General features: G+C 71.3%; 18 protein-coding genes and 1 pseudogene. 12 read left to right on the top strand and 7 right to left on the bottom strand.

Translation table 11 applies throughout. The features are described 5' to 3' along the window. Positions 1-12: 12 nt before the first annotated feature. The 6 genes and pseudogenes from PYR72_RS41085 (at position 13) to PYR72_RS41060 (ending at position 5,235) form a co-directional block, all read left to right on the top strand. A complete protein-coding gene (locus PYR72_RS41085) occupies positions 13-2,451 on the top strand; it encodes a glycoside hydrolase family 3 C-terminal domain-containing protein (protein WP_275459994.1) in 2,439 nt (812 codons plus the stop codon). Positions 2,452-2,506: 55 nt separating this feature from the next. Further along, entirely contained in the window at positions 2,507-3,142 is a 636-nt protein-coding gene (locus PYR72_RS41080) for a TetR/AcrR family transcriptional regulator (RefSeq protein WP_275459993.1), read from the top strand. Positions 3,143-3,509: 367 nt separating this feature from the next. Beyond that, a complete protein-coding gene (locus PYR72_RS41075; protein WP_275459992.1) occupies positions 3,510-4,280 on the top strand; it encodes an SDR family NAD(P)-dependent oxidoreductase in 771 nt (256 codons plus the stop codon). Positions 4,281-4,374: 94 nt separating this feature from the next. Beyond that, on the top strand, positions 4,375-4,860 hold the full coding sequence (locus tag PYR72_RS41070) for a hypothetical protein (RefSeq protein WP_275459991.1): 486 nt from the start codon (positions 4,375-4,377) through the stop codon (positions 4,858-4,860). Then, positions 4,752-4,982 (top strand): annotated as a pseudogene (locus PYR72_RS41065) (glycoside hydrolase family 3 N-terminal domain-containing protein); the annotation flags it as partial. The gene PYR72_RS41070 and the pseudogene PYR72_RS41065, both read left to right, overlap by 109 nt. Positions 4,983-5,073: 91 nt before the next feature. Continuing rightward, a complete protein-coding gene (locus tag PYR72_RS41060) occupies positions 5,074-5,235 on the top strand; it encodes a hypothetical protein (protein WP_275459990.1) in 162 nt (53 codons plus the stop codon). 15 nt (positions 5,236-5,250) lie between these two features. Here PYR72_RS41060 and PYR72_RS41055 read toward each other — a convergent pair whose 3' ends face one another. Continuing rightward, complete coding sequence (locus tag PYR72_RS41055; RefSeq protein ID WP_275459989.1) at positions 5,251-5,682, bottom strand: secondary thiamine-phosphate synthase enzyme YjbQ; 432 nt, start codon at positions 5,680-5,682, stop codon at positions 5,251-5,253. A gap of 142 nt (positions 5,683-5,824) precedes the next feature. Between PYR72_RS41055 and PYR72_RS41050 the strand changes: the two genes are divergently transcribed. Further along, positions 5,825-6,904 (top strand): NAD(P)-binding domain-containing protein, encoded by a 1,080-nt coding sequence (locus tag PYR72_RS41050; RefSeq protein ID WP_275459988.1) that lies wholly within the window; start codon positions 5,825-5,827, stop codon positions 6,902-6,904. Between the two features lie 24 nt (positions 6,905-6,928). Here PYR72_RS41050 and mltG read toward each other — a convergent pair whose 3' ends face one another. After that, positions 6,929-7,807, bottom strand: coding sequence for an endolytic transglycosylase MltG (mltG, locus tag PYR72_RS41045; RefSeq protein ID WP_275459987.1), 879 nt, complete (start codon positions 7,805-7,807; stop codon positions 6,929-6,931). A 53-nt stretch (positions 7,808-7,860) separates the two neighbouring features. Then, positions 7,861-9,768: an ABC transporter ATP-binding protein gene (locus PYR72_RS41040; protein ID WP_275459986.1), complete on the bottom strand. Its 1,908-nt coding sequence runs from the start codon at positions 9,766-9,768 to the stop codon at positions 7,861-7,863. Between the two features lie 113 nt (positions 9,769-9,881). Between PYR72_RS41040 and PYR72_RS41035 the strand changes: the two genes are divergently transcribed. Further along, positions 9,882-10,337, top strand: a complete 456-nt coding sequence (locus PYR72_RS41035) for a MarR family transcriptional regulator (protein ID WP_275459985.1) — start codon at positions 9,882-9,884, stop codon at positions 10,335-10,337. Positions 10,338-10,517: 180 nt separating this feature from the next. Here PYR72_RS41035 and PYR72_RS41030 read toward each other — a convergent pair whose 3' ends face one another. From PYR72_RS41030 to PYR72_RS41020, 3 genes are all read right to left on the bottom strand, one after another. After that, positions 10,518-11,972, bottom strand: coding sequence for a cation:dicarboxylase symporter family transporter (locus PYR72_RS41030; protein ID WP_275460651.1), 1,455 nt, complete (start codon positions 11,970-11,972; stop codon positions 10,518-10,520). A 144-nt stretch (positions 11,973-12,116) separates the two neighbouring features. Then, positions 12,117-13,727 carry a peptide-N4-asparagine amidase gene (locus PYR72_RS41025; protein WP_275459984.1) on the bottom strand — a complete coding sequence of 537 codons (1,611 nt, stop codon included), beginning with the start codon at positions 13,725-13,727 and terminating at the stop codon, positions 12,117-12,119. A gap of 69 nt (positions 13,728-13,796) precedes the next feature. After that, on the bottom strand, positions 13,797-14,489 hold the full coding sequence (locus PYR72_RS41020; RefSeq protein ID WP_275459983.1) for a hypothetical protein: 693 nt from the start codon (positions 14,487-14,489) through the stop codon (positions 13,797-13,799). A gap of 460 nt (positions 14,490-14,949) precedes the next feature. Here PYR72_RS41020 and PYR72_RS41015 point away from each other — a divergent pair, with 460 nt between their 5' ends. The 3 genes from PYR72_RS41015 (at position 14,950) to PYR72_RS41005 (ending at position 19,565) form a co-directional block, all read left to right on the top strand. Further along, complete coding sequence (locus tag PYR72_RS41015) at positions 14,950-16,821, top strand: ABC transporter ATP-binding protein (RefSeq protein WP_275459982.1); 1,872 nt, start codon at positions 14,950-14,952, stop codon at positions 16,819-16,821. Continuing rightward, on the top strand, positions 16,818-18,599 hold the full coding sequence (locus tag PYR72_RS41010; protein ID WP_275459981.1) for an ABC transporter ATP-binding protein: 1,782 nt from the start codon (positions 16,818-16,820) through the stop codon (positions 18,597-18,599). The genes PYR72_RS41015 and PYR72_RS41010 overlap by 4 nt, the downstream gene beginning before the upstream one ends. Positions 18,600-19,094: 495 nt before the next feature. Beyond that, the gene (locus PYR72_RS41005; RefSeq protein WP_013005413.1) at positions 19,095-19,565 is read left to right on the top strand and encodes a DUF5709 domain-containing protein; all 471 of its coding nucleotides are present in this window, start codon (positions 19,095-19,097) and stop codon (positions 19,563-19,565) included. A gap of 47 nt (positions 19,566-19,612) precedes the next feature. On the opposite strand, the gene PYR72_RS41000 is transcribed toward PYR72_RS41005, so the two are convergent. Further along, complete coding sequence (locus PYR72_RS41000; protein ID WP_275459980.1) at positions 19,613-20,407, bottom strand: metal-dependent hydrolase; 795 nt, start codon at positions 20,405-20,407, stop codon at positions 19,613-19,615. 166 nt (positions 20,408-20,573) lie between these two features. Here PYR72_RS41000 and PYR72_RS40995 point away from each other — a divergent pair, with 166 nt between their 5' ends. Beyond that, positions 20,574-23,087 (top strand): DEAD/DEAH box helicase, encoded by a 2,514-nt coding sequence (locus PYR72_RS40995; RefSeq protein ID WP_275459979.1) that lies wholly within the window; start codon positions 20,574-20,576, stop codon positions 23,085-23,087. The last annotated feature ends 18 nt before the right edge of the window (positions 23,088-23,105 follow it).

Here is a 23,105-nt window from a genome sequence, read left to right as displayed (position 1 = left end):
AAAGGAAATCCCATGGCCCGTCGGCAGTCGGTCGACGAAGCGGATCTCACCCGGCGCCTCGACGCCATGTCTCTGAAGGAGAAGGTGACCCTGCTCACCGGCGGCGACGCCTGGACCCTGACACCGGTCGTCGCCGCCGGCCTCGCTTGTCTCGCCCTGTCCGACGGGCCCGTCGGCCCCCGTGGCACCACGTTCGGCGGCGACGCTCCCGCCGCACTGCTCTTCCCCAGCCCCACCTCGCTGGCCGCCGCCTGGGACGAGGACCTGGCCCGCGAGGCCGGGCGGCTGATGGGACTGAAGGCCCGCGAGATGGGCATCCACGTCCTCCTCGCCCCCACCGTCAACCTCCACCGCTCGCCCCTCGGCGGCCGGCACTTCGAGTGCTACTCCGAGGACCCCCACCTCACCGCACGCATCGCCGCCGGCTTCGTCAAGGGGGTGCAGTCGACCGGTGTCGCCGCCACCGTCAAGCACTTCGTCGGCAACGACTCCGAGACCGAACGCATGACGTACGACGTCCGGATCGACGGGACGACCCTGCGTGAGACATACCTGCCGCCCTTCGAGGCGACGGTGCGCGAGGCGGACGCCTGGGTGGTGATGGCGGCCTACAACTCGGTGGGCGGCACGACGATGACCGAGAACGCCGAACTCCTCACCGGCCTGCTGAAGGAGGAATGGGGGTTCGACGGCGTCGTCGTCTCCGACTGGCAGGCCGCGCGGTCCCTCGATGCCTCCGCCCTGGCCGGCCTCGACCTGGTGATGCCGGGACCGGACGGCCCCTGGGGCGACGCACTGATCGCCGCCGTGGAACAGGGCCGCGTACCCGAGTCCGTGGTCGACGACAAGGCACGGCGGGTCCTGCGGCTCGCGGCACGCACCGGCGCCCTCGACGGTGTCGACGCGCCGCCGGCGGAGGCGGTGCCCGGGGACATACGCGCACGCATCCGCGACCTCGCCGTACGCGGGTCGGTCCTGCTGCGCAACGACGGCCTGCTGCCCCTGGTTCCCGCCGCGCTCCGCAAGGTCGCACTCATCGGACCCAACGCGGTCCGTTTCGCACCACAAGGCGGCGGAAGCGCCCATGTCACACCCGAGCATGTCGTGACACCCGCGGAAGGACTGCGCCGCGCGCTCGGAGAGCACGTCGAGGTCACCGTCCACCCGGGCGTCTTCCCGCACGCCAAACTGCCTCCGATCCACGCAGGACTGGCCACCGACCCCGTGAGCGGCGCGCCAGGCGTGCGCCTGGAGTACCGCTCGGCGGACGGCAGCCTCATGTCCGACGAACACAAAGACCCCTCGGCCTGGTGGTTCCCCGTCGTCCTCGGCGAGGGTGTCGAGGAAGTGTGGCTGCGGACCCGGCTCATCCTGACGGGGTCCGGCGAGCACCGCCTGTCCGTCCTGGGAACCGGCCACTTCACCCTGCACGTGGCGGGCCAGGAGCCCCAGACCCACCAGGAACTGCAGGAAGGCGACGACATCGCCGCACTCCTGCTCAACCCGCCGTCGCACACCTTCGCCTTCCCCGCGGTGCGGGGCGAGGCCGACATCCTGGTGCGGGTGCGCCCGCAGCGCAACCTCCCCCACCCCATCACCCTGCTGGGCCTCGGCTACGACGTCCCGCGCGGCAGCGACGAGGAAGAACTGCAGGCGGCCGCAGACGCCGCGGCGGACGCGGACGCCGTCGTTCTCATGATCGGCAGCGACGCCGACACCGAGACCGAGAACGCCGACCGCGCTTCACTCACCCTGCGTGGCCTGCAGGACCGGCTGGTCGAACGAGTCTGCGCCGCGAACCCCCGTACCGCCGTGGTCGTCAACGCCGGCTCGCCCTTCCTGATGCCGTGGGCCGAACGACCGGCCGCGCTGCTGTGGTCGTGGTTCCCGGGCCAGGAGGGCGGCGACGCGATCGCGGACATCCTGACCGGCACCGAGCCGGGCGGGCGACTGCCCACCACGTTCCCGGCGGTCGAGGAGGACGTTCCGGTTCTGTCGACCCAGCCGGTCGACGGCGTCCTCGACTACACGGAAGGGACACTGATCGGGCACCGGGCCTACGCCGCGTCCGGCACGACGCCGCTCTTCCCGTTCGGCCACGGGCTGTCGTACACGACCTGGCACTACCAGGACTTCGTACTCACCGGAGACCTGGCGCGCGGACTCACCGTCCGCGTCAACGTCCGCAACACCGGCTCACGGGCCGGACGCGAGATCGTCCAGGTCTATCTGGAACCCGCCGACGGCTCCGAACCGGCCCGCCTGGTCGGATTCACCGCCATCGGGGCGGAGGCCGGCGCGGCCGCGGTCGCCGTCATCCAGGTGCCCCCGCAGGCTCATGCACGCTGGACCGGAAGCGGCTGGGGCCCCCGATCCGGGCCGCACGTGCTCCGGGTCGGACGCTCGGTCCTGGACACCAGGCTCAGTACTCACGTGGCACGACCAGCCTGAACGCCTGCGAGTCCCGGGCCTGCCGAGCTGACGGACGGTGAAGTACGGTCGGAGCGTGAGCACACCACGCAAGTCCCGCGGCCCTTATCGCAAGGGGCTGGAACGCCGACGGCAGATCCTGCGAGCGGCCTTGGAGGTCTTCAACGAGCACGGCGAGCGAGGATCGTCGCTCAAGGAGATCGCCGACCGCGTGGGCATGTCGCAGGCGGGCGTGCTGCACTACTTCGACTCTCGCGAGGACCTGCTGCTGGCCGTCCTGGCAGAACGGGACGCCCTGGACACGGAGTCGGTCGCCGACGCGACGTCCCCGGGCGAGGCCGTGGCCCGGACCGTCGCCCACAATGCCCGTCAGCCGGGCCTGGTGGACCTGTTCGTCACCCTGTCCGCCGCCGCGTCGGACCCGGACCATCCGGCCCACGCGTTCTTCAAGCAGCGCTACGCGGACCTCAGTGCCCGGATCGAGGAAGGTCTGGGCACGGCGCAGCAGGAAGGACAGGTCCGCCCGGACGTCGCGCCGCGACACATGGCGCGGATGCTGGTGGCTCTCTCGGACGGGCTCCAGCTGCAGTGGCTGCTGGATCCGAGTGTCGACATGGCGGAGACGATCGAGGCGTTCAACCGGATGTGCCTGGCCTGGTCGGGCGAGACCGGGGGACAGGCGTCCGCGGCGCCCGTCCCCGACCACGCCTGAGCCTTCGCACCCCACCTTCACCCCACCCACCCACCACCACGTCCGAACCGCCGCGCACCGTCCCGGGATGTGCCGCGCGGTTCCTGCGGCGCGCTTCTCGGCGACCTCTCCGCGGTTCTGGCACATCCACCGTGCCCGAGGACATCCGCGGCGCCCAATACCTAGCGTCATTCGCTTTTCAAGCCTAGAGTCGGTCCCCGGCGCCCTTCTCCGTTTCGTCGCGCCCGACCGACCACGTCTTCGCCGCAGGTGCCCGGCCGCAGGACGCGGCGCGGGACACGACACGTCGCCCCTCTCCTCGGGAACGACCCCCCTGCGTGCGCGCGCTGCACTGCGCGCCCCCACGGAAGAACCAAGAGGTAAGCCCATGGAACGTCTGGTCAGCCGCCGCATACTCGTCACCGGATCCGCTTCCGGCATCGGCCGCGCCACCACCCTCCGCCTGCTTTCCGAGGGAGCCCGCGTCGTCGCGACCGACGTCGCCGAGGACGGCCTCGCGGAGACGGCCGCACTCGCCACCGAAGCGGGAACCGGTGACCGGCTCCGGACGGCCGTCCTCGACGTGTCCGACGAGAACGCGGTGGGCGGCGTCGTGGCGGACGCCGTCGCCGGACTCGGCGGCCTCGACGCCCTGGTCAACGTGGCCGGCATGCTGCGCGGAGCCCATACCCACGCCTGCCCCCTGGAGCTGTGGAACCGCGTCATCGCCGTGAACCTCACCGGCACCTTCCTGGTGACCCGGGCGGCACTGCCCGCACTCCTGGAGACGGGCCAGGGTGTGGTGGTCAACTTCAGCTCCACCTCGGCCCAGTTCGCCCACCCGTTCATGGCCGCGTACTCCGCGAGCAAGGGCGGGATCCTGTCCTTCACCCACAGCATCGCCCAGGAGTACGCCAAGCAGGGTCTGCGCGCGGTGAACATCAACCCGGGCAGCATCTCCAGCGGCATCACCGAGAACATCTTCTCGCTCGTCCCCGAGGACACCGACTGGAACCTCTTCACCAAGCTCACGCCCGTCCTGGGGGAGGGCTTCGGTTCGCCCGACGCCGTCGCCGGCGTCGTGGCCATGCTGGTCTCCGACGACGGCGCCTTCATCACCGGCACCGAGATCCGCGTCGACGGCGGCACCCACCAGTAGGACCGCCGTGGGAGCATCTCGCGCCCCGCCCCGGCGCTCCCCTCTCCCCCACCCCACCCTCGCGTGAACACGCCCGACCGGGCCGGAGGCCGCCATGTCCCACCGCTCAGCCCAGCTCCCCGCTCGGGCAGCCGTGCCCGAGGCAGCGTCCGACGCTCCCGCCCCGGTCGGCCGACGGTTCATCACGCTCTACGTCATCGCCCACCTGGGCCTGTATCCGGCCGTGATGAGCCCGCTGCTGGTGTCGCTCGCGATCCGGCTGGAGGACGTCGACCCGGACGGCAGGACCAGGAGCCTCGGCCTGGTGGTCGGGGTGGGCACACTGGTGAGCATCGTGGCCGGTGTCGTCATCGGGGTCCTGGGCGACAACACCACCGCGCGCCTGGGCAGGCGCAAGCCCTGGATCATCGCCGGGATCCCGGCGCTGCTGGCGGGAACCGTGGTCACCGGAGTCGCTGCTTCCCGCGCGCTGTGGCCCTGGCCTCCAGTTGGGACCCGGACCTCCTGCGCCGACTCGGTGAAGCCCTCGACCGCGAGGCCCGGCACCTGGGTGTGGACGTCCTGCTCGGTCCCGGCGTGAACATCAAGCGCTCCCCGCTGTGCGGCCGCGACTTCGAGTACTTCTCCGAGGACCCGCTGCTCAGCGGAACCCTCGGGGCCGCCCACGTGCGGGGAGTGCAGAGCCAGAGGGTGGACGCCTCGTCCAGGTGTCGAGCGCCGAGATGCTGCCGGACGACTCACTCGAGCCGGCGGCGAGAGCGGCACGGGCAGGAGTGCACGTGGAGATGGAGGTGTGGCCGGAGATGACCCACGCCTGGCAGATCGCCACAGGCTTCGCCCCGGAGCAACCGAAGCCGCCGCCCGCACGGCGGCATTCCTCAACCGCGTGGCCGAAGGCCGGGTCGTCGACGGTACCGCCCTGCTCGGCGGTCCCGCGACGCTCGACGAGGTCTGACGTTGATCTCACACCTCAGGAGTGTCCACCGAGGAAGCTCAACCGGACCTGACGGTTCGGGTTGTCGCGGTTGGTGTCCACCAGGCACACCGACTGCCAAGTGCCCAGTTCCAGCCGCCCGTCGACGACCGGCAGGGTGGCGTGGGGTGGCACGAAGGCCGGGAGGACGTGGTCGCGGCCGTGGCCGGGGCTGCCGTGGCGGTGTTGCCAGCGGTCGTCGGCGGGGAGAAGGGTGCGGAGGGCGGCGAGGAGGTCGTCGTCGCTGCCGGCGCCCGTCTCGATGACGGCGATGCCGGCGGTGGCGTGAGGGACGAAGACGTTGAGCAGGCCGTCCCGCCCGGCCGCCGCCTCGCGGAGGAACTCCTCACAGTCGCGGGTCAGGTCGACGACCCGCTCGCGGGATCCGGAGGCGATGTTCAGGACTCGGGTGGTGAAGGCGTCGGACATGCCTCCATCCTCGCGCACCCCGGGGGCGCGGCGCGGGAGCGGCCGGCCCGGCCCTGGGTCTGGGGGTGCTCGGTGCGGCTGGTGTGCCTGATCGCACCCGCACGCGGGGAAGATCCGCACCCTCGCCACTGTTCGTAGAAACGTGAACAACACGCGCGAGGTCGAGGTAGTCGTCATCGGCGCCGGCCAGGCAGGTCTGGCAGGCGCCTACCACCTGCGCCGGACCGGCTTCGAGCCGGAGCGGGACTTCGTGGTGCTGGACCACTCCCCCGGCCCGGGCGGCGCCTGGCAGTTCCGCTGGCCCTCGCTGACGTACGGCAAGGTGCACGGGATGCACGCGCTGCCCGGCATGGAGCTGACGGGAGCCGACCCGGCACGACCGTCCGCCGAGGTCGTCAGCGCGTACTTCGACTCGTACGAGCAGACCTTCGACCTGCGGGTACGGCGCCCCGTGGACGTGCGCGCGGTGCGCGAGGGCGAGGGCGGCCGGCTGCTGGTGGAGACCTCGGACGGGATGTGGTCGACGCGGGCGCTGATCAACGCGACGGGCACCTGGGACCGGCCCTTCTGGCCGCGCTACCCCGGCCAGGAGACCTTCCGGGGGCGGCAGTTGCACACCGCCCAGTACCCGGGGCCCGAGGAGTTCGCGGGGCTGCGGGTGGTCGTGGTGGGCGGGGGCGCGTCCGGCACGCAGCACCTGCTGGAGATCGCTCCGTACGCCGCCGCGACGACCTGGGTGACGCGGCGCCCGCCCGTCTTCCGTGAGGGACCGTTCGACGAGGGCGCGGGACGGGCGGCCGTGGCCATGGTGGAGGAGCGGGTGCGGCAGGGACTGCCGCCCAAGAGCGTGGTGTCGGTGACGGGCCTGCCGCTCAACGACGCCGTCCGGCAGGGCATCGCGGACGGCGTCCTGGACCGGCTGCCGATGTTCGACCGGATCACTCCCGACGGCGTGGAGTGGGACGACGGCCGCCGTGTGGACGCCGACGTCATCCTCTGGGCGACCGGCTTCCGCGCCGCCGTCGACCATCTGGCGCCGCTGCGGCTGCGTGAGCCCGGCGGCGGTATCCGCGTCGACGGCACCCGCGCGCTCGCCGACCCCCGGGTCCATCTGGTCGGCTACGGCCCCTCGGCGAGCACCATCGGCGCCAACCGTGCCGGCCGGGCGGCGGTACGGGACATCAGGCGGCTGCTGGCGGGCGAGCCGGTGGCCGCCGTCTGACGTCCCGACCCGGCGGGACGGGAGTCAGCCGGCCGCCTGCGAAGGAGGCGGGGTCGACGCGAGGGACGGCGACGGCCTCCTCCGGTTCTGGTTGAACTCGGCGACGTTGCGCAGGTGTTCCTGGTAGTTCGCCGTGAAGCGGGTGTCGCCCTGCTTGACCGTGACGAAGTACAGCCAGTCGCCCGACGTCGGGTTGACCGCCGCGCGCATCGCGGCCACGCCCGGGTTGGCGATCGGCGTGGGGGGCAGGCCCATGCGCCGGTAGGAGTTGTACGGGCTGTCGATCTTCGTGTCGTTCACGCTGGTGTCCAGCGTGGAGCGGTTCAGCGCGTAGTTGATGGTGGAGTCCATCTGCAGCGGCATCCCGCGCTCCAGCCGGTTGAAGATGACCCGGGCCACCCGGCCCATGTCCTTCTCGGTGGCCGCCTCGGCCTGGATGATGCTCGCGATCGTGACCGCCTGGTAGACGTTCATCGCGTTGCGCTGGGCCCCGGCCGTGACCTGCCCGCCGTTGAACCTCTTGTTCGCGGTCTCGACCATGGAGGCCAGCAGGGATTCGGGGGTCGCCTTCTCCCGCACGGGATAGGTCGCCGGGAAGAGGTAGCCCTCGGGGTTGCCCTCGGCGTCGTCCGGTAGCGTCAGCTCGGCCTTGGACAGGGACTTCCTGGTCGTTCCCGCGGGCAGGGCGAGGGCCTTGTCGACGGCTTCGTAGACCTGGCCGGAGCGCCAGCCCTCCGGGATGACCAGTGACGTGGGGCGCTCGTCCGCGCCACCACCGCTCTCCACGCTCAGCAGCGGCACCGCCACGGCGGTGGCCGCCACGACGGCCCCGGCCGCGATGAGGGCGGCCTGGCCCCGACGCGTCAGTCGAATCGTGCTCCGTGGCGGAGTGTTCATCTGCATGCGGGCACGGTAACCCGCATATCACCTCAAATCCGGCATAGCCTCGCATATCTTCATCTTGTCGGCTCCAGTTTCGGCACCTCGACCACCTCACGCCCCGGCGTCAGCCGCGCGTCCCGACGCACCAGGGCCGCGTACCGGCCGCCCCGCCGCATCAGCTCCTCGTGCGTACCGCGCTCCACCGCGCGGCCGGCATCCAGGACGACGATCTGGTCGGCGTCCCGGACCGTGGAGAGGCGGTGGGCGATGGTGACGGTGGTGCGGTTGGCGGAGAGCGCGTCGATGGCCTGCTGCACGGCGTGTTCGGTGCGGGTGTCGAGGGCGCTGGTCGCCTCGTCGAGGATGAGGACCGGCGGGTCGCGCAGGATGGTGCGGGCGATGGCGAGACGCTGCTTCTCCCCGCCGGAGAAGCGGTGTCCGCGTTCGCCGACGACGGTGTCGTAACCGTCGGGCAGTGCCGCGATGTGGTCGTGGATCTGGGCCGCCCGCGCCGCCGCGTGCAGTTCCTCGTCGGTGGCGTCCGGCTTGGCGAAGCGCAGGTTGTCGGCGACCGAGGCGTGGAAGAGGTACGTCTCCTGGGAGACGACTCCGACGCCACGGGCCAGCGTGTCGAAGTCCAGGTCCCGCACGTCGACCCCGTCGAGGGTGACCCGGCCGCCCGTGACGTCGTACAGCCTCGGCACCAGAGCGCCGAGCGTGGACTTTCCGGCTCCGGTAGGCCCTACGACGGCGAGGCTGCCGCCGGCCGGGACGGTGAGGTCGATGCCGTCGAGGATCGGGCGGCGACGGCCTTCGCCACCACGCTCGCCGCGCTCGCCGCGCTCCCCGGCACCGCGGCCGGCAGGGTCGCCGTGGTCGGCGTCGTAGCGGAACTCGACGTTCTCGAAGCGGACTTCTCCCTTGACCCGGTCGAGATGGACGGGGTTCTCGGACTCGGTGATGTCGATGGGCAGGTCGAGGTACTCGAAGATGCGCTGGAAGAGGGCGAGCGAGGCCTGGATCTGGACGCCGGTGGACAGCAGGCTCACGGTCGGCCGGAACAGGTTCTGCTGGAGCGAGACGAAGGCCACGAGTGTGCCGACCGAGACGGACGGGCCGCCCAACTGCAGGGCGACACCGGCACTCCAGTAGATGACGGCGGGCATCGCGGACATGACGACGGTGATGACGGCCATCCGCCAGCGCCCGGCCATGTTGGACCTGACCTCCAGGTCGACGAGCCCCTCGGACTCCTCGGCGAAGGACTTGGTGAGCGAGTCGGCGCGGCCCATCGTGCGTCCGAGCAGGATGCCGCTGACGGACAGCGACTCGGTGACCGTCGCGGCCATGGCGGCCATCTGGTTCTGGCGCTGCGTGGTGATCTTCTTGCGTTCGTTGCCGACCCGGCGGCTTATCCACACGAACAGCGGCAGCAGGAGCAGGGTGACGACGGTGAGCCGCCAGTCCAGGGCGACCATCGCGACGACGGTGGCGACCACACTGGTGGTGTTGGAGACCAGCGAGGTCGCGGTGGAGGTGACGGTCGCCTGCATGCCGCCGATGTCGTTGGCGATGCGGGACTGGACCTCGCCGGTGCGGGTCCGGGTGAAGAAGGCGAGCGACATGCGCTGCAGCCGGCCGTAGACGGCGGTGCGCAGATCGTGCATGACGCGCTGACCGACGGTCGTCGAGATCAGGGTCTGCAGGACGCCGAAGATGCTGGTGAGGACCGCGCTCAGGATCATTCCCAGCGCGAGCAGGCTCAGCAGACCGGTGCGGCCCTCGGGGATCGCGGTATCGAGTATCTCCTTGAGGAGAAACGGGGTGGCGACCGACGCGAGCGAGGCGGCCCCGACGAGCAGGCCGACGATCGCGAGCCGGCCGCGGTAGGGGCGGAAGAGTTTCAGGATGCGGCGTACCTGTCGTGGCTGTTCCGGCGCGGGGCCGGACGGCACCCAGGTGGGTTCGTGGTCGGGACGCATGGGCTCCTACGGGAGGTGAGGGAGGCGGGACGGACGAGCTGTGGACCGGCTCACGGAGCCTAGCTCATTGTTACCTATACTCACAATGAACATGGTCCTGATATTGTTCCCGTATGACCACCCCCGACGCCGACGGACCGCTCGCCGAGCAGTTGCTGCGGCTCACCCGCCGCGTGCACCGCATCCAGAGGCGCCACCTCCAGCAGAGCGGGTTGGAGATCACGCCGGCGCAGTCCCGGCTGCTGCGCACCCTGGCGCACTACGACACACCCCCGCGCATGGCCGATCTGGCCGAGCGGCTGGAGGTCGTGCCCCGGGCCGTGACCACACTGGTCGACGCGCTGGAGGAGAGCGGCCGGGTGCGCCGGGTACCGGATCCCACCAACCGCCGGGTGATCCGGATAGAGGTCACGGACGAGGGCCGCAAGGTGCTGCGGGAACTGCACCACGCGCGGCGGTCGGCGGCGGAGGAGATCCTGGCACCGCTGTCCGACGACCAGCGGGGGGTGCTCGGCGGGCTGCTCGACACCCTGATCGACGGGGCGCCGGTGGCGGAGCGGCGCTGCTGACTCGCCGGGCGCGTGAAAAGGCCCGGCGCGAGTGCAGCACCGGGCCTTTCGTATGAGCGAGTTGCATCCGCCCAGGTGAGACGCATCAGCCGGTCGTACGCGCGGGTGGCACGCGCACGGTCGCGGGACGGGCAGCCGCCCGGACGGGCAGCCGCGGGACGGGCAGCCGCCGGACGGGCGTCAGCTCACCTCGGGTGCGGGCTCCCTCGCCTCGGCCTTGGTGAGCGGGGGCGCGGCGGCTGCGGGCAGGAGCCGGGCGGGCGCGTCCGTGGCCGCGTCCGCGTCCGTGGGGTCTGCGTCCGTGGCCGCTGCCGCGATGGGCTCGTCGTCCTCCTCCACGAACTGGAGTTCCCCGTCGAGCATCCTCTTCGCCCGGTCGGTGTCCAGCGCCCCTTCCCACTTCGACACCGCGAAGACGGCGACGCAGTTGCCGAGGAGGTTGGTGACGACACGCATCGAGTCCATGATGCGGTCGACCCCGAGCAGGAGCGCGACGGCTCCGGCGGGGATGGCGCCGAGCGAGGACGCCGTGGCCGACAGGGCGAGGAACGCCGAACCGGGGATGCCGGCCATGCCCTTGCTGGTCAGCATCAGCACCAGGATGACCGTGATCTGCTGGCTCGGACTGAGGTCCACGCCCACGGCCTGCGCGATGAAGAGCGTGCCGATGGAGAGATAGATGGACGCGCCGTCGAGGTTGAAGGAATACCCGGTGGGCAGCACCAGACCCACCGCGTCGTCGCGGGCGCCGGCCTGCCGCAGCTTCTGCATCATGCGCGGCATGACGCTCTCGCTGGAGGCGGTGCCCAGCGCCAGCAGCATCTCCGCCCGGGTGTAGCGGACGAACTTCCACAGACTCAGCCCGGTCATCAGCTTCAGCGCGACACCCAGCAGCACGAGGAAGACGAGCGCGACGGCGTAGCAGAGGACGATCAGCTTGGCGTAGGTCTTCATCACACCGAGGCCGTACTCGCCGACCAGGTGGACCATCGCGCCGAACACGGCGAGCGGGGCCAGCTTCATGACGAAGCCGACGATCGCGAAGATGACCTCCTGGGCCTGCTCGACGGCGGGCAGGATCTTGGGCACCTTGGTGTGGCCGAGGTGCAGCAGCGCGGCACCGACGAGGCATGCGAGCACGAGCACCTGGAGCAGCGAGTTCTCGGCGAACGCGCCGATCGCGCTCTGCGGCAGCGCGTTCAGGATGAACTCGCCCGTCGTCGGCAGGTCGCCGCCCGCTGTCTTCGCGTCGACCGCCGAGGCGTCGAGCTTCGAGGGGTCGACGTTCATGCCCGAACCGGGGCCGACGAGGTTGGCGGCGATCAGGCCGATGAGCAGCGCCGCCGTCGAGGCCACCTCGAACCAGATCAGGGCCTTGAGCCCGATCCGCCCGAAGGCCCTGAGATTGCCGGCCTTGGCGATACCGACGACGACCACGCAGAACACCAGCGGCGAGATGACCGTCTTGATCAGACGGATGAAACCGTCGCCGAGCGGCTGGAAGGTCGTGGCCGTGTCCGGCCACAGCCTTCCGACGACGATTCCGAGCACAAGCGCCACTCCGACTTGTGCGAAGAGCGAGGTACGCAGCATGCGTGCGACGCGACGCGGCAGGGACGGTACGGACTGCGGCACGAACACTCCTCCGAAGGAACTTTCTGTCATGCGGAAAATTTCTTCCGCGTTGATCACTATCGAGGAGTCGCCGCACGCGAGGAAGACCGCCGTGTTTCGTCGCGGTAAATCATCGAACAGACGTCACATCGCACGCATTCGGCGTCAACAGCCCATCCGGTCCTCCGTCAGCACTCCCTGCACGGAGACCAGCGACCGGTCGTAGCAGCCGTCCGATCCGTACCTCCGGAAGCGCTCGCCGGTCGTGCCGACCGCGTGCCGCTGGTCGCGCGGCACGTTCGCCGTGTACGTGGCGTCCCCCGTGTAGGTGTCGTCCAGCCGGGACCACGCCGTGCGCCGCCCGCCCCACAGCTCGGTGGTCCTCGCCCGGTCGCCGAGCCTGAGCACGGTCCGCAGTCGGTCGCCCGCGCCGAGCGTCGTCGTTCCGTCCATCGTGTACGACCGCTGCACGCGCGTCGTCCGGGCCGGACCGCGCCCGTCGACGGTGACCGTCTCGTCGTCGCTCCACCGCGCGTCGAGCGCGTCGGGGTTCTCACCGTCGGCCCAGGTGTGCGTGGAGGTGTGGGCGAGACTCCGCCGCACGGTCGTCGTCACCCGGCCGTGCGACGTGTCCACGTACCCGGCGACGGTCAGCCGGTCGCCGCCCCGGGTGTCGACGCGGTGCTCCGCGCCGGGCGTGTACGTGGACGAGGTGGCGAGGTCGCCCGTCTCCGCCTTCGTCAGGGCGCCGGTGACGCGCTCGCTCCCCTCGTCCTGCCAGACCAGGACGTTCACCGGAGTGCTCCAGCCGGTCCGCCCCTCGGGCACGCCGACGACGGACACCTCGATCCGGTGGGGGCGGCCGTCGTTGAGCAGGCCCGCGAAGGGAGTCAGGTCGTAGCGCAGGGGCTGGACGTCGAAGGCCCGGGGCCCGGGGACGACGTACCAGAGGAAGGGGTTGGACCATCCGCCCGTCCACACGTTCGGGAAGGGCGCGGCGATTCCGGCCGGTTGCCCGTCCACCGCGATGCGCACCTCGCGGTAGGGACCCTCGTCCGCCGTACAGGAGTACGGTGCCCGCGCGGGCACCGTCAGGTACCAGTACTCCTCGCAGCCGCCCCCGGACCCGGTCGCGTAGACCTCGGCGACGACGCGCTCGCTGTTGCGCGGGGTGGTGAGGGTGTGGTCGTCCCGGAGGGTGAGGACGCGGTCGGGGATCGTCGCCGCCGTCCTCACGTCGGGCCGGCCCTTGTAGAAGGTCAGCGTGACCTTCACGTCGAGGATGCCGGTGTAGGTGTCGTCGACGACGTTGCCGATGAGCATCTCCACGGGCTGGGTGGTGCGCAGCGTCTCGGCGTAGCGCGTGACGTCCTTCTCCACGGACCACTCGATGCCGTCGGGCGAGGGCTGCGGCGTGGACGTCCGCAGCACCTCGACGCCGCCGATGCGCAGATGGCCGAGGCGGTCGAACTGACGTCCCTTCACCTTGCCGTCCAGCCGCAGGACGACCTTGCTCCATCTCTTCCCGCAGGCCGTGGGTGATGTGTAGGTCCCGCGGTAGGGGGTGAAGTCCTTGAAACGGGCTTCGGCGACCGTCACCTCGCACGACCTGCCGTGCGCGGGCCCGGTGACGGGCGGGGCGGCGGTGACCGGGTCGTGCCAGTCGGTGCCGAACTCGGCGGGGACGTCGGCGGACCGGGCCGTCCCGGCCCCGAGGAGGGTGCCCACCAGAAGGGTCGCTCCGGTGAACATGGACATGAAGATCCGGCTTCTCATGGCCGGAGTTCTACGGCGCCCGGCTGTTCCGCCACAACGCGATCTCCGGCCACAAGCGGGCGCCGTTCCTCAGGCCTTCAGCGCCGCCCTGTCCCCCATGACGATCACCGGGTGCCGGGCCGGGTCGAGCGTGCGCAACAGGTACTCCATCCCCGACTTGGAGAGGCTGACGCAGGCCGAGGTACCGCTGCCGTGATCCATGTGCAGCCAGATGCTGCCGCCCTTCGACTGGCCCTTAGGGCGGGTCGGGTCGATCGGCGAGGTGCCCTTGACGCGGTTGTAGTCGATGGCGATCACATAGTCGAAGTCGTGCCAGTGCGACTTGGCCCAGTAGTGCGGTGCCTGGAAGGACGCCGACCGGCTGTACGGGAGCTTCGCGCCCGGATCGGCGAGGACGCCGCCCGCGTCGCTGAGCGTGAACACACCGACGGGGCTGCGCTTGTCGCCCTCCCGGTGGTCGGTGGTCCACCCCTTCTTGCCGTTGTGCCCCTCCCAGCTGCGGGTCTTCTTCCAGGCGGAGCCGGTCTTCGTGTACAGCACGACCGTCGCGTCGGCGTCGTCCTCGCCCTTCCCGTACACCGCCACGACCTGACGGGACTCGGCGGGGATCTGCTTCTGGAGACGGTCGCCGACGTCCGGGATCCGGGTCGGATCCACCGTCCGCGCCTCGGAACGCCCGGTCCCGCCGGACTTCTGGGCGCCCGTGTCCGACGCCGCCGCGCCGTTCGTGCCGCCCGAACCGCCGCATGCCGTCAGCGACATCACCAGCGCACCACAGACCACCACCGCACACCGGACACGGCTCGCACCCCTCGTGGCACGCGCGTTGCGCGCCCGAAACTCGTCCGCGCCGTGGACTCGGCACTCGTCCGGGCTGTGGGCTTGGTACTCGTCCGCGCTGTGTGCTCGGTGTGTGTCCGCGTCACTCGCCTCGCCGGTTCGTCCCCGCATCGTCCCGCCTATTCGCATGCCGTCCATCGTCGCACCGCTCACCGGACGGAGACGTCCGCCGGGCCGCGGGCGGAGCCCCACCCGCGTGGTCCAGGCCGAAACTTTGCCCGGCGCCGGAAAACCGTTTGCTTCCGACCGTGCCGCGACGCGAACCTTTCACGGCCGGTCGTCGGACTGACGGCCCCTTCAACGGCCGGCCGTCGGACTCGACGGCCTCTTTCTCCCCACGTCGCCTCACCTCCCCCACCCTGACACGAGCCTCTGGGACGTCATGCAGATTCAAGACCTTCCGTATGCAGACCCGGGCGTGCCCGACGCACGCTCCGGTCCACGATTCTTGTGGTGGCTCGGCCGCAATCAGCTCGGCGGACAGTTCAAGGCGCTGGCATGGGGGTTGCTGCACTTCACCTCCGTGGCCGCCCTGCCCTTCTGCGTCGGCCTCGCCATCCAGGCGGTGGTCGACCGCTCCGGTTCCCGGCTCGCCCTCGCCGGTGTGGTGCTGGTGCTGTGCGGGTTCACCATCGCGCTGGGCGACACCTTCCTGCACCGCTCCGCCGTCACCAACTGGATCACCGCTGCCGCGCGCGTCCAGCAGCTGCTGGCCCGCAAGACCGCCCTGCTCGGCTCGGCGCTGACACGGCGGGTGGCCGCCGGTGAGATCGTCGCCGTCTCGACCGGTGACGTCGAGAGGATCGGCTGGTTCGTCGAGGCCGTCTCCCGGTTCACGGCCGCGGCCCTCACCGTGGTGCTCGTCTGTGTCGGGCTGGTGGTCTATCAGCCCGCGCTCGGCATCGTCGTCGCCGTCGGCGTCCCCGTCCTCGCCCTGTCCGTACTGCCGTTGCTGCCCCGCGCGACCCGGCGGGCCGACTTCCAACGCGAGAAGGCGGGCCGCGCCACCGAACTGGCCTCCGACACCGTGGCGGGCCTGCGCGTCCTGCGCGGTATCGGCGGCGAGGACCTGTTCCTCGACCGCTACCGCCGGGCCTCCCAGGAGGTGCGGCACGCCGCCGTACGCAGCGCCCGTATGTGGGCCCTCATCTCCGGGCTGCAGGTGCTGCTGCCCGGGCTGCTGATGATCGCCGTCGTCTGGCACGGCGTGGGTCTCGCCCGTGAGGGCCGGATCACGATCGGCGAACTGGTCACCGTGTACAGCGCGGTCATGCTGCTCGCGTATCCGCTGCGGCACTTCGAGGAGATCGCGATGGCGTACTCCTTCTCCCGTCCGTCCGCCAAGAGGGCCGCCCGGGTGCTGTCGCTGGAGCGCGCCACGGACACCGAAGGGGCCCGCGAGGCCGCCGTCCCCGCCGGTGACCTGTACGACCCGGCGACCGGTCTGCTCGCACCCGCCGGGTGTCTCACCGCGGTGGTGTGCGGCGACCCGGACGCGGCCGGCCGGCTGGCGGAACGACTGGGCGGCCACGGCAGCGAGGAGGGCGACGCCTCGGTGCTGCTCGACGGCGTACCGCTCGACGAACTGCCCCTCGACTCCGCGCGCACCGCCGTCCTCGTCCAGGACAAGGACCCGGTACTGCTCTCCGGCACGCTGCGCGAACTCCTCGACGTCCCTGCCTCGGGCCAGGTCAGTGCCCAGGAGGCGCTGGCCGCCGCCCAGTGCGGTGACGTGCTGGAGGCCCTGGTCCAGGGCTCGCTCGACGCCGAGGACCCGATGGACGCGAGGATCACCGAGCGCGGCCGGTCCCTGTCCGGCGGGCAGCGTCAACGCCTCGCACTGGCCAGGTCCCTGATCACGGACCCGGGCGTACTGGTCCTGGACGAACCGACCTCCGCCGTCGACTCGCACACCGAGGCCCGGGTCGCCGACGGCATCCGCTCGCTGCGGGCGGGGAGCACGACGGTCGTGTTCACCTCCTCGCCGCTCCTGCTGGATCTCGCCGAACGCGTCGTCCTCGTGCACGAGGGCAAGGCCGCGGCGGTCGGACTCCACCGGGACCTGGTGCGCGACGAACCCCGGTACCGGGCCGTCGTCACCCGCGAGACGGATGAGGAGACCGCCTCGGCCAGCAGGCCCGAGGCGAAGGCGGTGCGGGCCGCCGGGGCCGCCTTCGCGGGTCGGCCGCCGGACCGCAGGACCGCCCTCGGCGACGTGCTGGACGAACTGGAAGAAATCGAGGAGACCGCATGATCGGCGTGGCGCCCCCGGCCTACGACCCGGCCGCCCCGACGACGGCGAGCACCCTGCCCGTCGGCGCCCCCGCGACCGTACGCGCCTACGTGGCCGAACTGTTCCGCCGGCACCGCCGGGCCTTCGCCGTGCTCATCACCGTCAACACGATCGCCGTGGTCGCCTCCATGGCGGGCCCCTACCTGCTCGGCGGCCTCGTCGAACGCGTCTCCGACGGCGCGCGCGAACTCCATCTGGAACTCACGCTGACGGTCTTCGTCGTCGCCCTCCTCGTCCAGGCCGTGTTCGTACGGGAGGTGCGGCTGCGCGGCGCCATGCTCGGTGAGCGGATGCTGGCCGACCTGCGCGAGGACTTCCTCGTCCGGTCGGTCGGACTGCCGCCGGGCGTCCTGGAACGCGCCGGTACGGGCGACCTGCTCTCCCGCATCACCACCGACATCGACCGCCTCGGCAACGCCATGCGCGAGGCCGTGCCCCAGCTGGCCATCGGCGTGGTGTGGGTGGCCCTCCTCCTCGGCGGACTCGCCGTCACCGCGCCCCCGCTGGCTCTGACCGTACTGCTGGCCCTGCCCCTGCTGGTGCTCGGCTGCCGCTGGTACTTCCGGCGTGCGCCCTCCGCCTACCGGTCGGAGTCCGCCGGGTACGCCGCCGTCGCCGCCGTGCTCGCGGAGACCGTGGACGCCGGCCGTACGGTCGAGGCCCACCGGCTCGGTGCGCGCCGCATCGAGCTGTCGAACCAGCGCATCCGGGAGTGGACCGCGTGGGAGCGGTACACCCTGTGGCTGCGGTCGGTGCTGTTCCCCGTCATCAATGTCACGCACACCACCGTCCTCGGGTCGGTGCTGATCGTCGGCGGGGTGTTCGTGCTGCAGGGCTGGATCGGGCTCGGCCAGCTGACCACCGGCGCGCTGATCGCCCAGATGCTCGTCGACCCGCTCAACCTGATCCTCCGCTGGTACGACGAGCTGCAGGTCGCCGAGGTGTCGCTGGCCCGTCTGGTCGGTGTGCGGGACATCGAGCCGGACGCGGGCGACCCGGCCGTGGCCCCCGACGGACGCCATGTCCACGCCGACCAGGTGCGCTTCGGGTACCGCGAGGGCGTCGACGTGCTGCGCAAGGTGTCCCTGGAGGTCGCGCCGGGCACCCGGCTCGCCCTCGTCGGCCCCTCCGGTGCGGGCAAGTCGACCCTGGGCAGGCTCCTCGCCGGGATCTACGCCCCCCGCGACGGCCGCGTCACCCTGGGCGGCGCCGAGCTGTCCCGGATGCCCGCCGAGGACGTCCGCTCCCATGTGGCGCTCGTCAACCAGGAGCACCACGTGTTCGTGGGCTCGCTGCGCGACAACCTGCTCCTCGCCCGCACGGGCGCACAGGACGCCGAGCTGTGGGCGGCGCTGGGCGCGGTCGACGCCGACGCCTGGGCACGGGCGCTGGAGGAAGGGCTGGACACCGAGGTCGGCTCCGGCGGGTTCGCGCTCACTCCCGCGCAGGCCCAGCAGATCGCGCTGGCCCGGCTGGTGCTCGCCGACCCGCACACGCTGGTCCTGGACGAGGCGACCTCGCTCCTCGACCCGCGCGCGGCCCGCCACCTGGAACGCTCCCTGGCCCGTGTCCTCGACGGCCGCACCGTCGTCGCCATCGCGCACCGCCTGCACACCGCCCATGACGCCGACGTCATCGCCGTCGTCGAGAACGGCCGGGTGAGCGAGCTGGGCAGCCACGACCAGCTGGTCGAGGCGGACGGCGCGTACGCGGCCCTGTGGAGGTCGTGGCACGGCTGACGGCCGCGTGCTCGGCCCGAGTACGGCTGACGGCCGCACGCTCGGGCCGAGCACGGCCGACGGTCGCGCACTCGGGCCACGCACGGCTGACAGCCGCACGCTCGGGCCGAGCACGGCCGGGAGTCGCCCGCGCGGGCCCCGTCCGGTCGGAGGTCGCACGGGCGGGCCCGGCACGGGTGCGGTGGGCCGCGGCGGGGAGGAGCATCCGACCCGGTCCCTGCCCGCGAGCGACCGCGGGGCCGTGTGACACCCCGCGGCGCCCCGGCTGGCGCGCGAGGCGGGCGCCGGAAGCGGGTAGCGGCCCACTGGTCCGGCGGCCGCCGAGCCGCTGCCGTTGCGCTTTGCCGAACGCGAGTGGAAGGCTGGTGGTGGGCACTGATTCGGGGGACGCCCGTGAACCGCCCGGTTCACGGGGTCCGGGCCGTCGCCCAGCGGTCCGCGCGCCCACCGTCGCCGAACGGTGGCACCGGGCCCGTCCCACCACTGGAGGTACCCGTGGACAGAGTCGGCGGCTGGGGAGACGACGTCTACCAGCCAGACGGATCCGAGGTCCAGGACGACGCGGGGCTGCTGGACGCCGAGGACACCCTGCTCGCCGACGGTGTGCCCGACCCGCTCGACCGGGGCTGGTCCCCGCCGGAGCGCCCCTGGGCGGTGGAGCACACCGGGGTGACCGCGGCCGAGCGGCTGCGCGGCGAGAGCCTGGAGCAGCGCCTCGCCGAGGAACTCCCGGACATCGCCTACCCCGACGGGGACGGTATCGGCGACTCCCAGGACACCGACGGTGAACCCCTGGACAACGAGGTGGGCGCCCTGCGCTCCGGTCGCCTCGTCGCTCCCGACGAGGGCGCGCACGAGGACGAGGAGAGCGGGCTGATCGCCAGCGACGTGGGCATCGACGGGGCCGCCGCCTCCGCCGAGGAGGCGGCGATGCACATCGTGGACGAGGACACCCTCTCCGGCTGACTCGGCCGACCCGGCTCCCGAAGGCTCGACCGGGGCCGGGCGGCGACTCAGATGACGTTCAGCGCCGCCGCCGCACCCACGCCCCCGAGCACCATGAACACCGGCATCAGCACCCGCAGCTCCACCCAGCTGCCGGCCCGGAACCGCATCGCCTTCGGCGGGCCCAGGGGGTACCAGCGCTTGCGCCCGATCGGTATGGGCCACAGGACCGGACAGCCCGACACGGTCAGCGAGTCCCCGATGTCGTGCACCAGCGCGCCGAGCACGATCGGCAGCCCCAGCCACAGGTACTCCTGGCCCGGCTGGGTGAACAGCCAGTCCGCCCCGTTGCCCGGCTTGTCCAGGACGCCCGCGATGATCCAGGCGCTGGTCGCGGCCAGCAGCCACACCAGCACATCGCTGCTCGAACCCCGCGCCGCCCGCCACAGCAGACCTTCGATGGCGAGCACCATGTGCACGAACAGGATGGCCAGCACCGCCCAGCGTCCCCCCGTGATGGCGAGGCCGGAGGCGCCGGCTCCGAGCAGCACGGCCCACAGCCAGGTGTGCGTGAGCGTGCGGTGCCCGCCGGAACGGCGCGGGTCGCCCTGCTTCTTCGTCGCCTTGTAGACGGCATAGGAGAGCTTGTCGACGATCTCGCACACCCACCGGGACAGCGGTCCGAAGGAGCGGGAGATCGTGGCCGCCTTGTGGTCCAGGTCCGGGGCGAGTGCGGCACCCGCGCAGATCAGCGCACCCGCCAGGAGGACCGGCCAGGGCATGGTGTGGCCGATGGCGGCCGCCGCGGCGCCTACGCCGAGCCAGGCCGCGGCTCCCGACAGTGAGTGTGCTGGTCCCATCATGGCCGTGCCCCGTCCCATTCCGTTCGTGCCGCTGTCCAGGCGCGTTGTGCCGCTGTCCAGTTGTCCAGGTGCGCTGACGTTCCGTCGGCGCCACAGCGTAGCGTTCACGATCTTCGGTCCGGCAGCCGATTCCCCCATCCGCCGTGCGGGCAGGCAAGATGGGGGCGTGACCCTCATCGATCAGCTGCCGCGGACCGCCGACCCCGACGCCCTCTACGAAGCCTTCGAGGCGTGGGCCCAGGAACGCGGTCTCACCCTCTATCCGCATCAGGAGGAGGCGCTCATCGAGGTGGTCTCCGGCGCGAACGTGATCGTGTCGACGCCCACCGGCTCGGGCAAGAGCATGATCGCGGCGGGCGCGCACTTCGCGGCCCTCGCCCGGGACGAGGTCACCTTCTACACGGCCCCGATCAAGGCGCTCGTCTCGGAGAAGTTCTTCGAGCTGTGCAAGATCTTCGGCACCGAGAACGTCGGCATGCTCACCGGCGACGCCTCCGTGAACGCCGACGCCCCCGTCATCTGCTGCACCGCGGAGGTGCTGGCGTCCATCGCCCTGCGCGACGGCAAGCACGCCGACGTCGGCCAGGTCGTGATGGACGAGTTCCACTTCTACGCGGAGGCCGACCGTGGCTGGGCGTGGCAGATCCCGATCCTGGAGCTGCCGCAGGCCCAGTTCATCCTGATGTCGGCGACGCTCGGCGACGTCTCGATGTTCGAGAAGGACCTGACCCGGCGCACCGGCCGCCCCACCTCGGTGGTCCGCTCGGCGACCCGCCCGGTCCCGCTGTCCTACGAGTACGTCCTGACGCCGCTGACGGAGACGCTCACGGAGCTGCTCGCCACGAAGCAGGCTCCCGTCTACATCGTGCACTTCACCCAGGCCCAGGCCGTGGAGCGCGCGCAGGCGCTGATGAGCATCAACATGTGCACGCGCGAGGAGAAGGACCGGATCGCGGAGCTGATCGGCAGTTTCCGCTTCACCACCAAGTTCGGCCGCAACCTCTCCCGTTACGTGCGGCACGGTATCGGTGTGCACCACGCCGGCATGCTGCCCAAGTACCGGCGGCTGGTGGAGAAGCTGGCCCAGGCCGGTCTGCTGAAGGTCATCTGCGGGACGGACACGCTGGGCGTCGGTGTCAACGTGCCCATTCGCACCGTGCTGTTCACCGCGCTCACCAAGTACGACGGCAACCGGGTGCGCACGCTCCGGGCCCGGGAGTTCCACCAGATCGCGGGCCGTGCCGGGCGGGCGGGCTTCGACACGGCGGGTTACGTGGTGGGGCAGGCGCCCGAGCACGTCATCGAGAACGAGAAGGCGCTGGCCAAGGCCGGCGACGACCCGAAGAAGCGCCGCAAGGTGGTCCGCAAGAAGGCCCCCGAGGGGTTCGTCGCCTGGTCGGACAGCACCTTCGAGAAGCTGATCGCCTCGGACCCGGAGCCGCTCACCTCCCGCTTCCGCGTCACCCACACGATGCTTCTGTCGGTGATCGCCCGGCCGGGCAACGCCTTCGACGCGATGCGTCATCTGCTGGAGGACAACCACGAGCCGCGCAAGCAGCAGCTGCGGCACATCCGCCGGGCGATCGCGATCTACCGCTCGCTGCTGGACGGCGGCATCGTCGAGAAGCTCGACGAGCCGGACGCCGAGGGCCGCATCGTCCGGTTGACGGTCGATCTCCAGCAGGACTTCGCGCTCAACCAGCCGCTGTCCACCTTCGCGCTGGCCGCGTTCGAGCTGCTGGACCCGGAGTCCCCGTCGTACGCCCTCGACATGGTCTCCGTCGTGGAGTCGACGCTGGACGATCCGCGCCAGATCCTGGCCGCCCAGCAGAACAAGGCGCGCGGTGAGGCCGTGGCCGCGATGAAGGCGGACGGGGTCGAGTACGAGGAGCGCATGGAGCGGCTCCAGGACGTCGGCTACCCCAAGCCGCTGGAGGAGCTGCTCTTCCACGCGTACAACACCTACCGCAAGAGCCACCCCTGGGTGGGCGACCATCCGCTGTCGCCCAAGTCGGTGATCCGGGACATGTACGAACGCGCCATGTCCTTCACCGAGTTGGTGTCCCACTACGAGCTGGCCCGTACCGAGGGCATCGTGCTGCGCTACCTCGCCGGCGCCTACAAGGCCCTCGACCACACCGTCCCCGACGATCTGAAGTCGGACGACCTGGAGGACCTGATCGCCTGGCTCGGTGAGATGGTGCGCCAGGTCGACTCCAGCCTCCTCGACGAGTGGGAGAAGCTCGCCAACCCCGAGGAGATGACGGCCGAGGAGGCCCAGGAGAAGGCCGACCAGGTCAAGCCGGTCACCGCCAACGCGCGCGCCTTCCGTGTCCTCGTCCGCAACGCCCTGTTCCGCCGTGTCGAACTGGCCGCCCTCGACCAGGTGGGCGAACTGGGTGAGATGGACGCCGAGTCCGGCTGGGACGCCGAGCGTTGGGGCGAGGCGATGGACAAGTACTGGGACGAGTACGAGGAGCTGGGCACGGGCCCCGACGCCCGTGGCCCCCGGCTGTTGATGATCGAGGAGGAGCCGCAGAACGGGCTGTGGCGCGTCCGGCAGACCTTCGCCGACCCGAACGGCGATCATGACTGGGGCATCAGCGCGGAGATCGACCTCGCTGCCTCCGATGCCGAGGGACGCGCGGTCGTCAAGGTCACCGACGTCGGTCAGCTGTGAGCACAGGAGAGGCACGTA

The organism is Streptomyces sp. VNUA24 (genome assembly GCF_029167005.1).
In the GTDB taxonomy this organism is placed as follows: domain Bacteria; phylum Actinomycetota; class Actinomycetes; order Streptomycetales; family Streptomycetaceae; genus Streptomyces; species Streptomyces scabiei.
The sequence above is the reverse complement of the archived record's forward strand: the minus strand, read 5'-3'. Positions and strand labels throughout refer to the sequence as shown.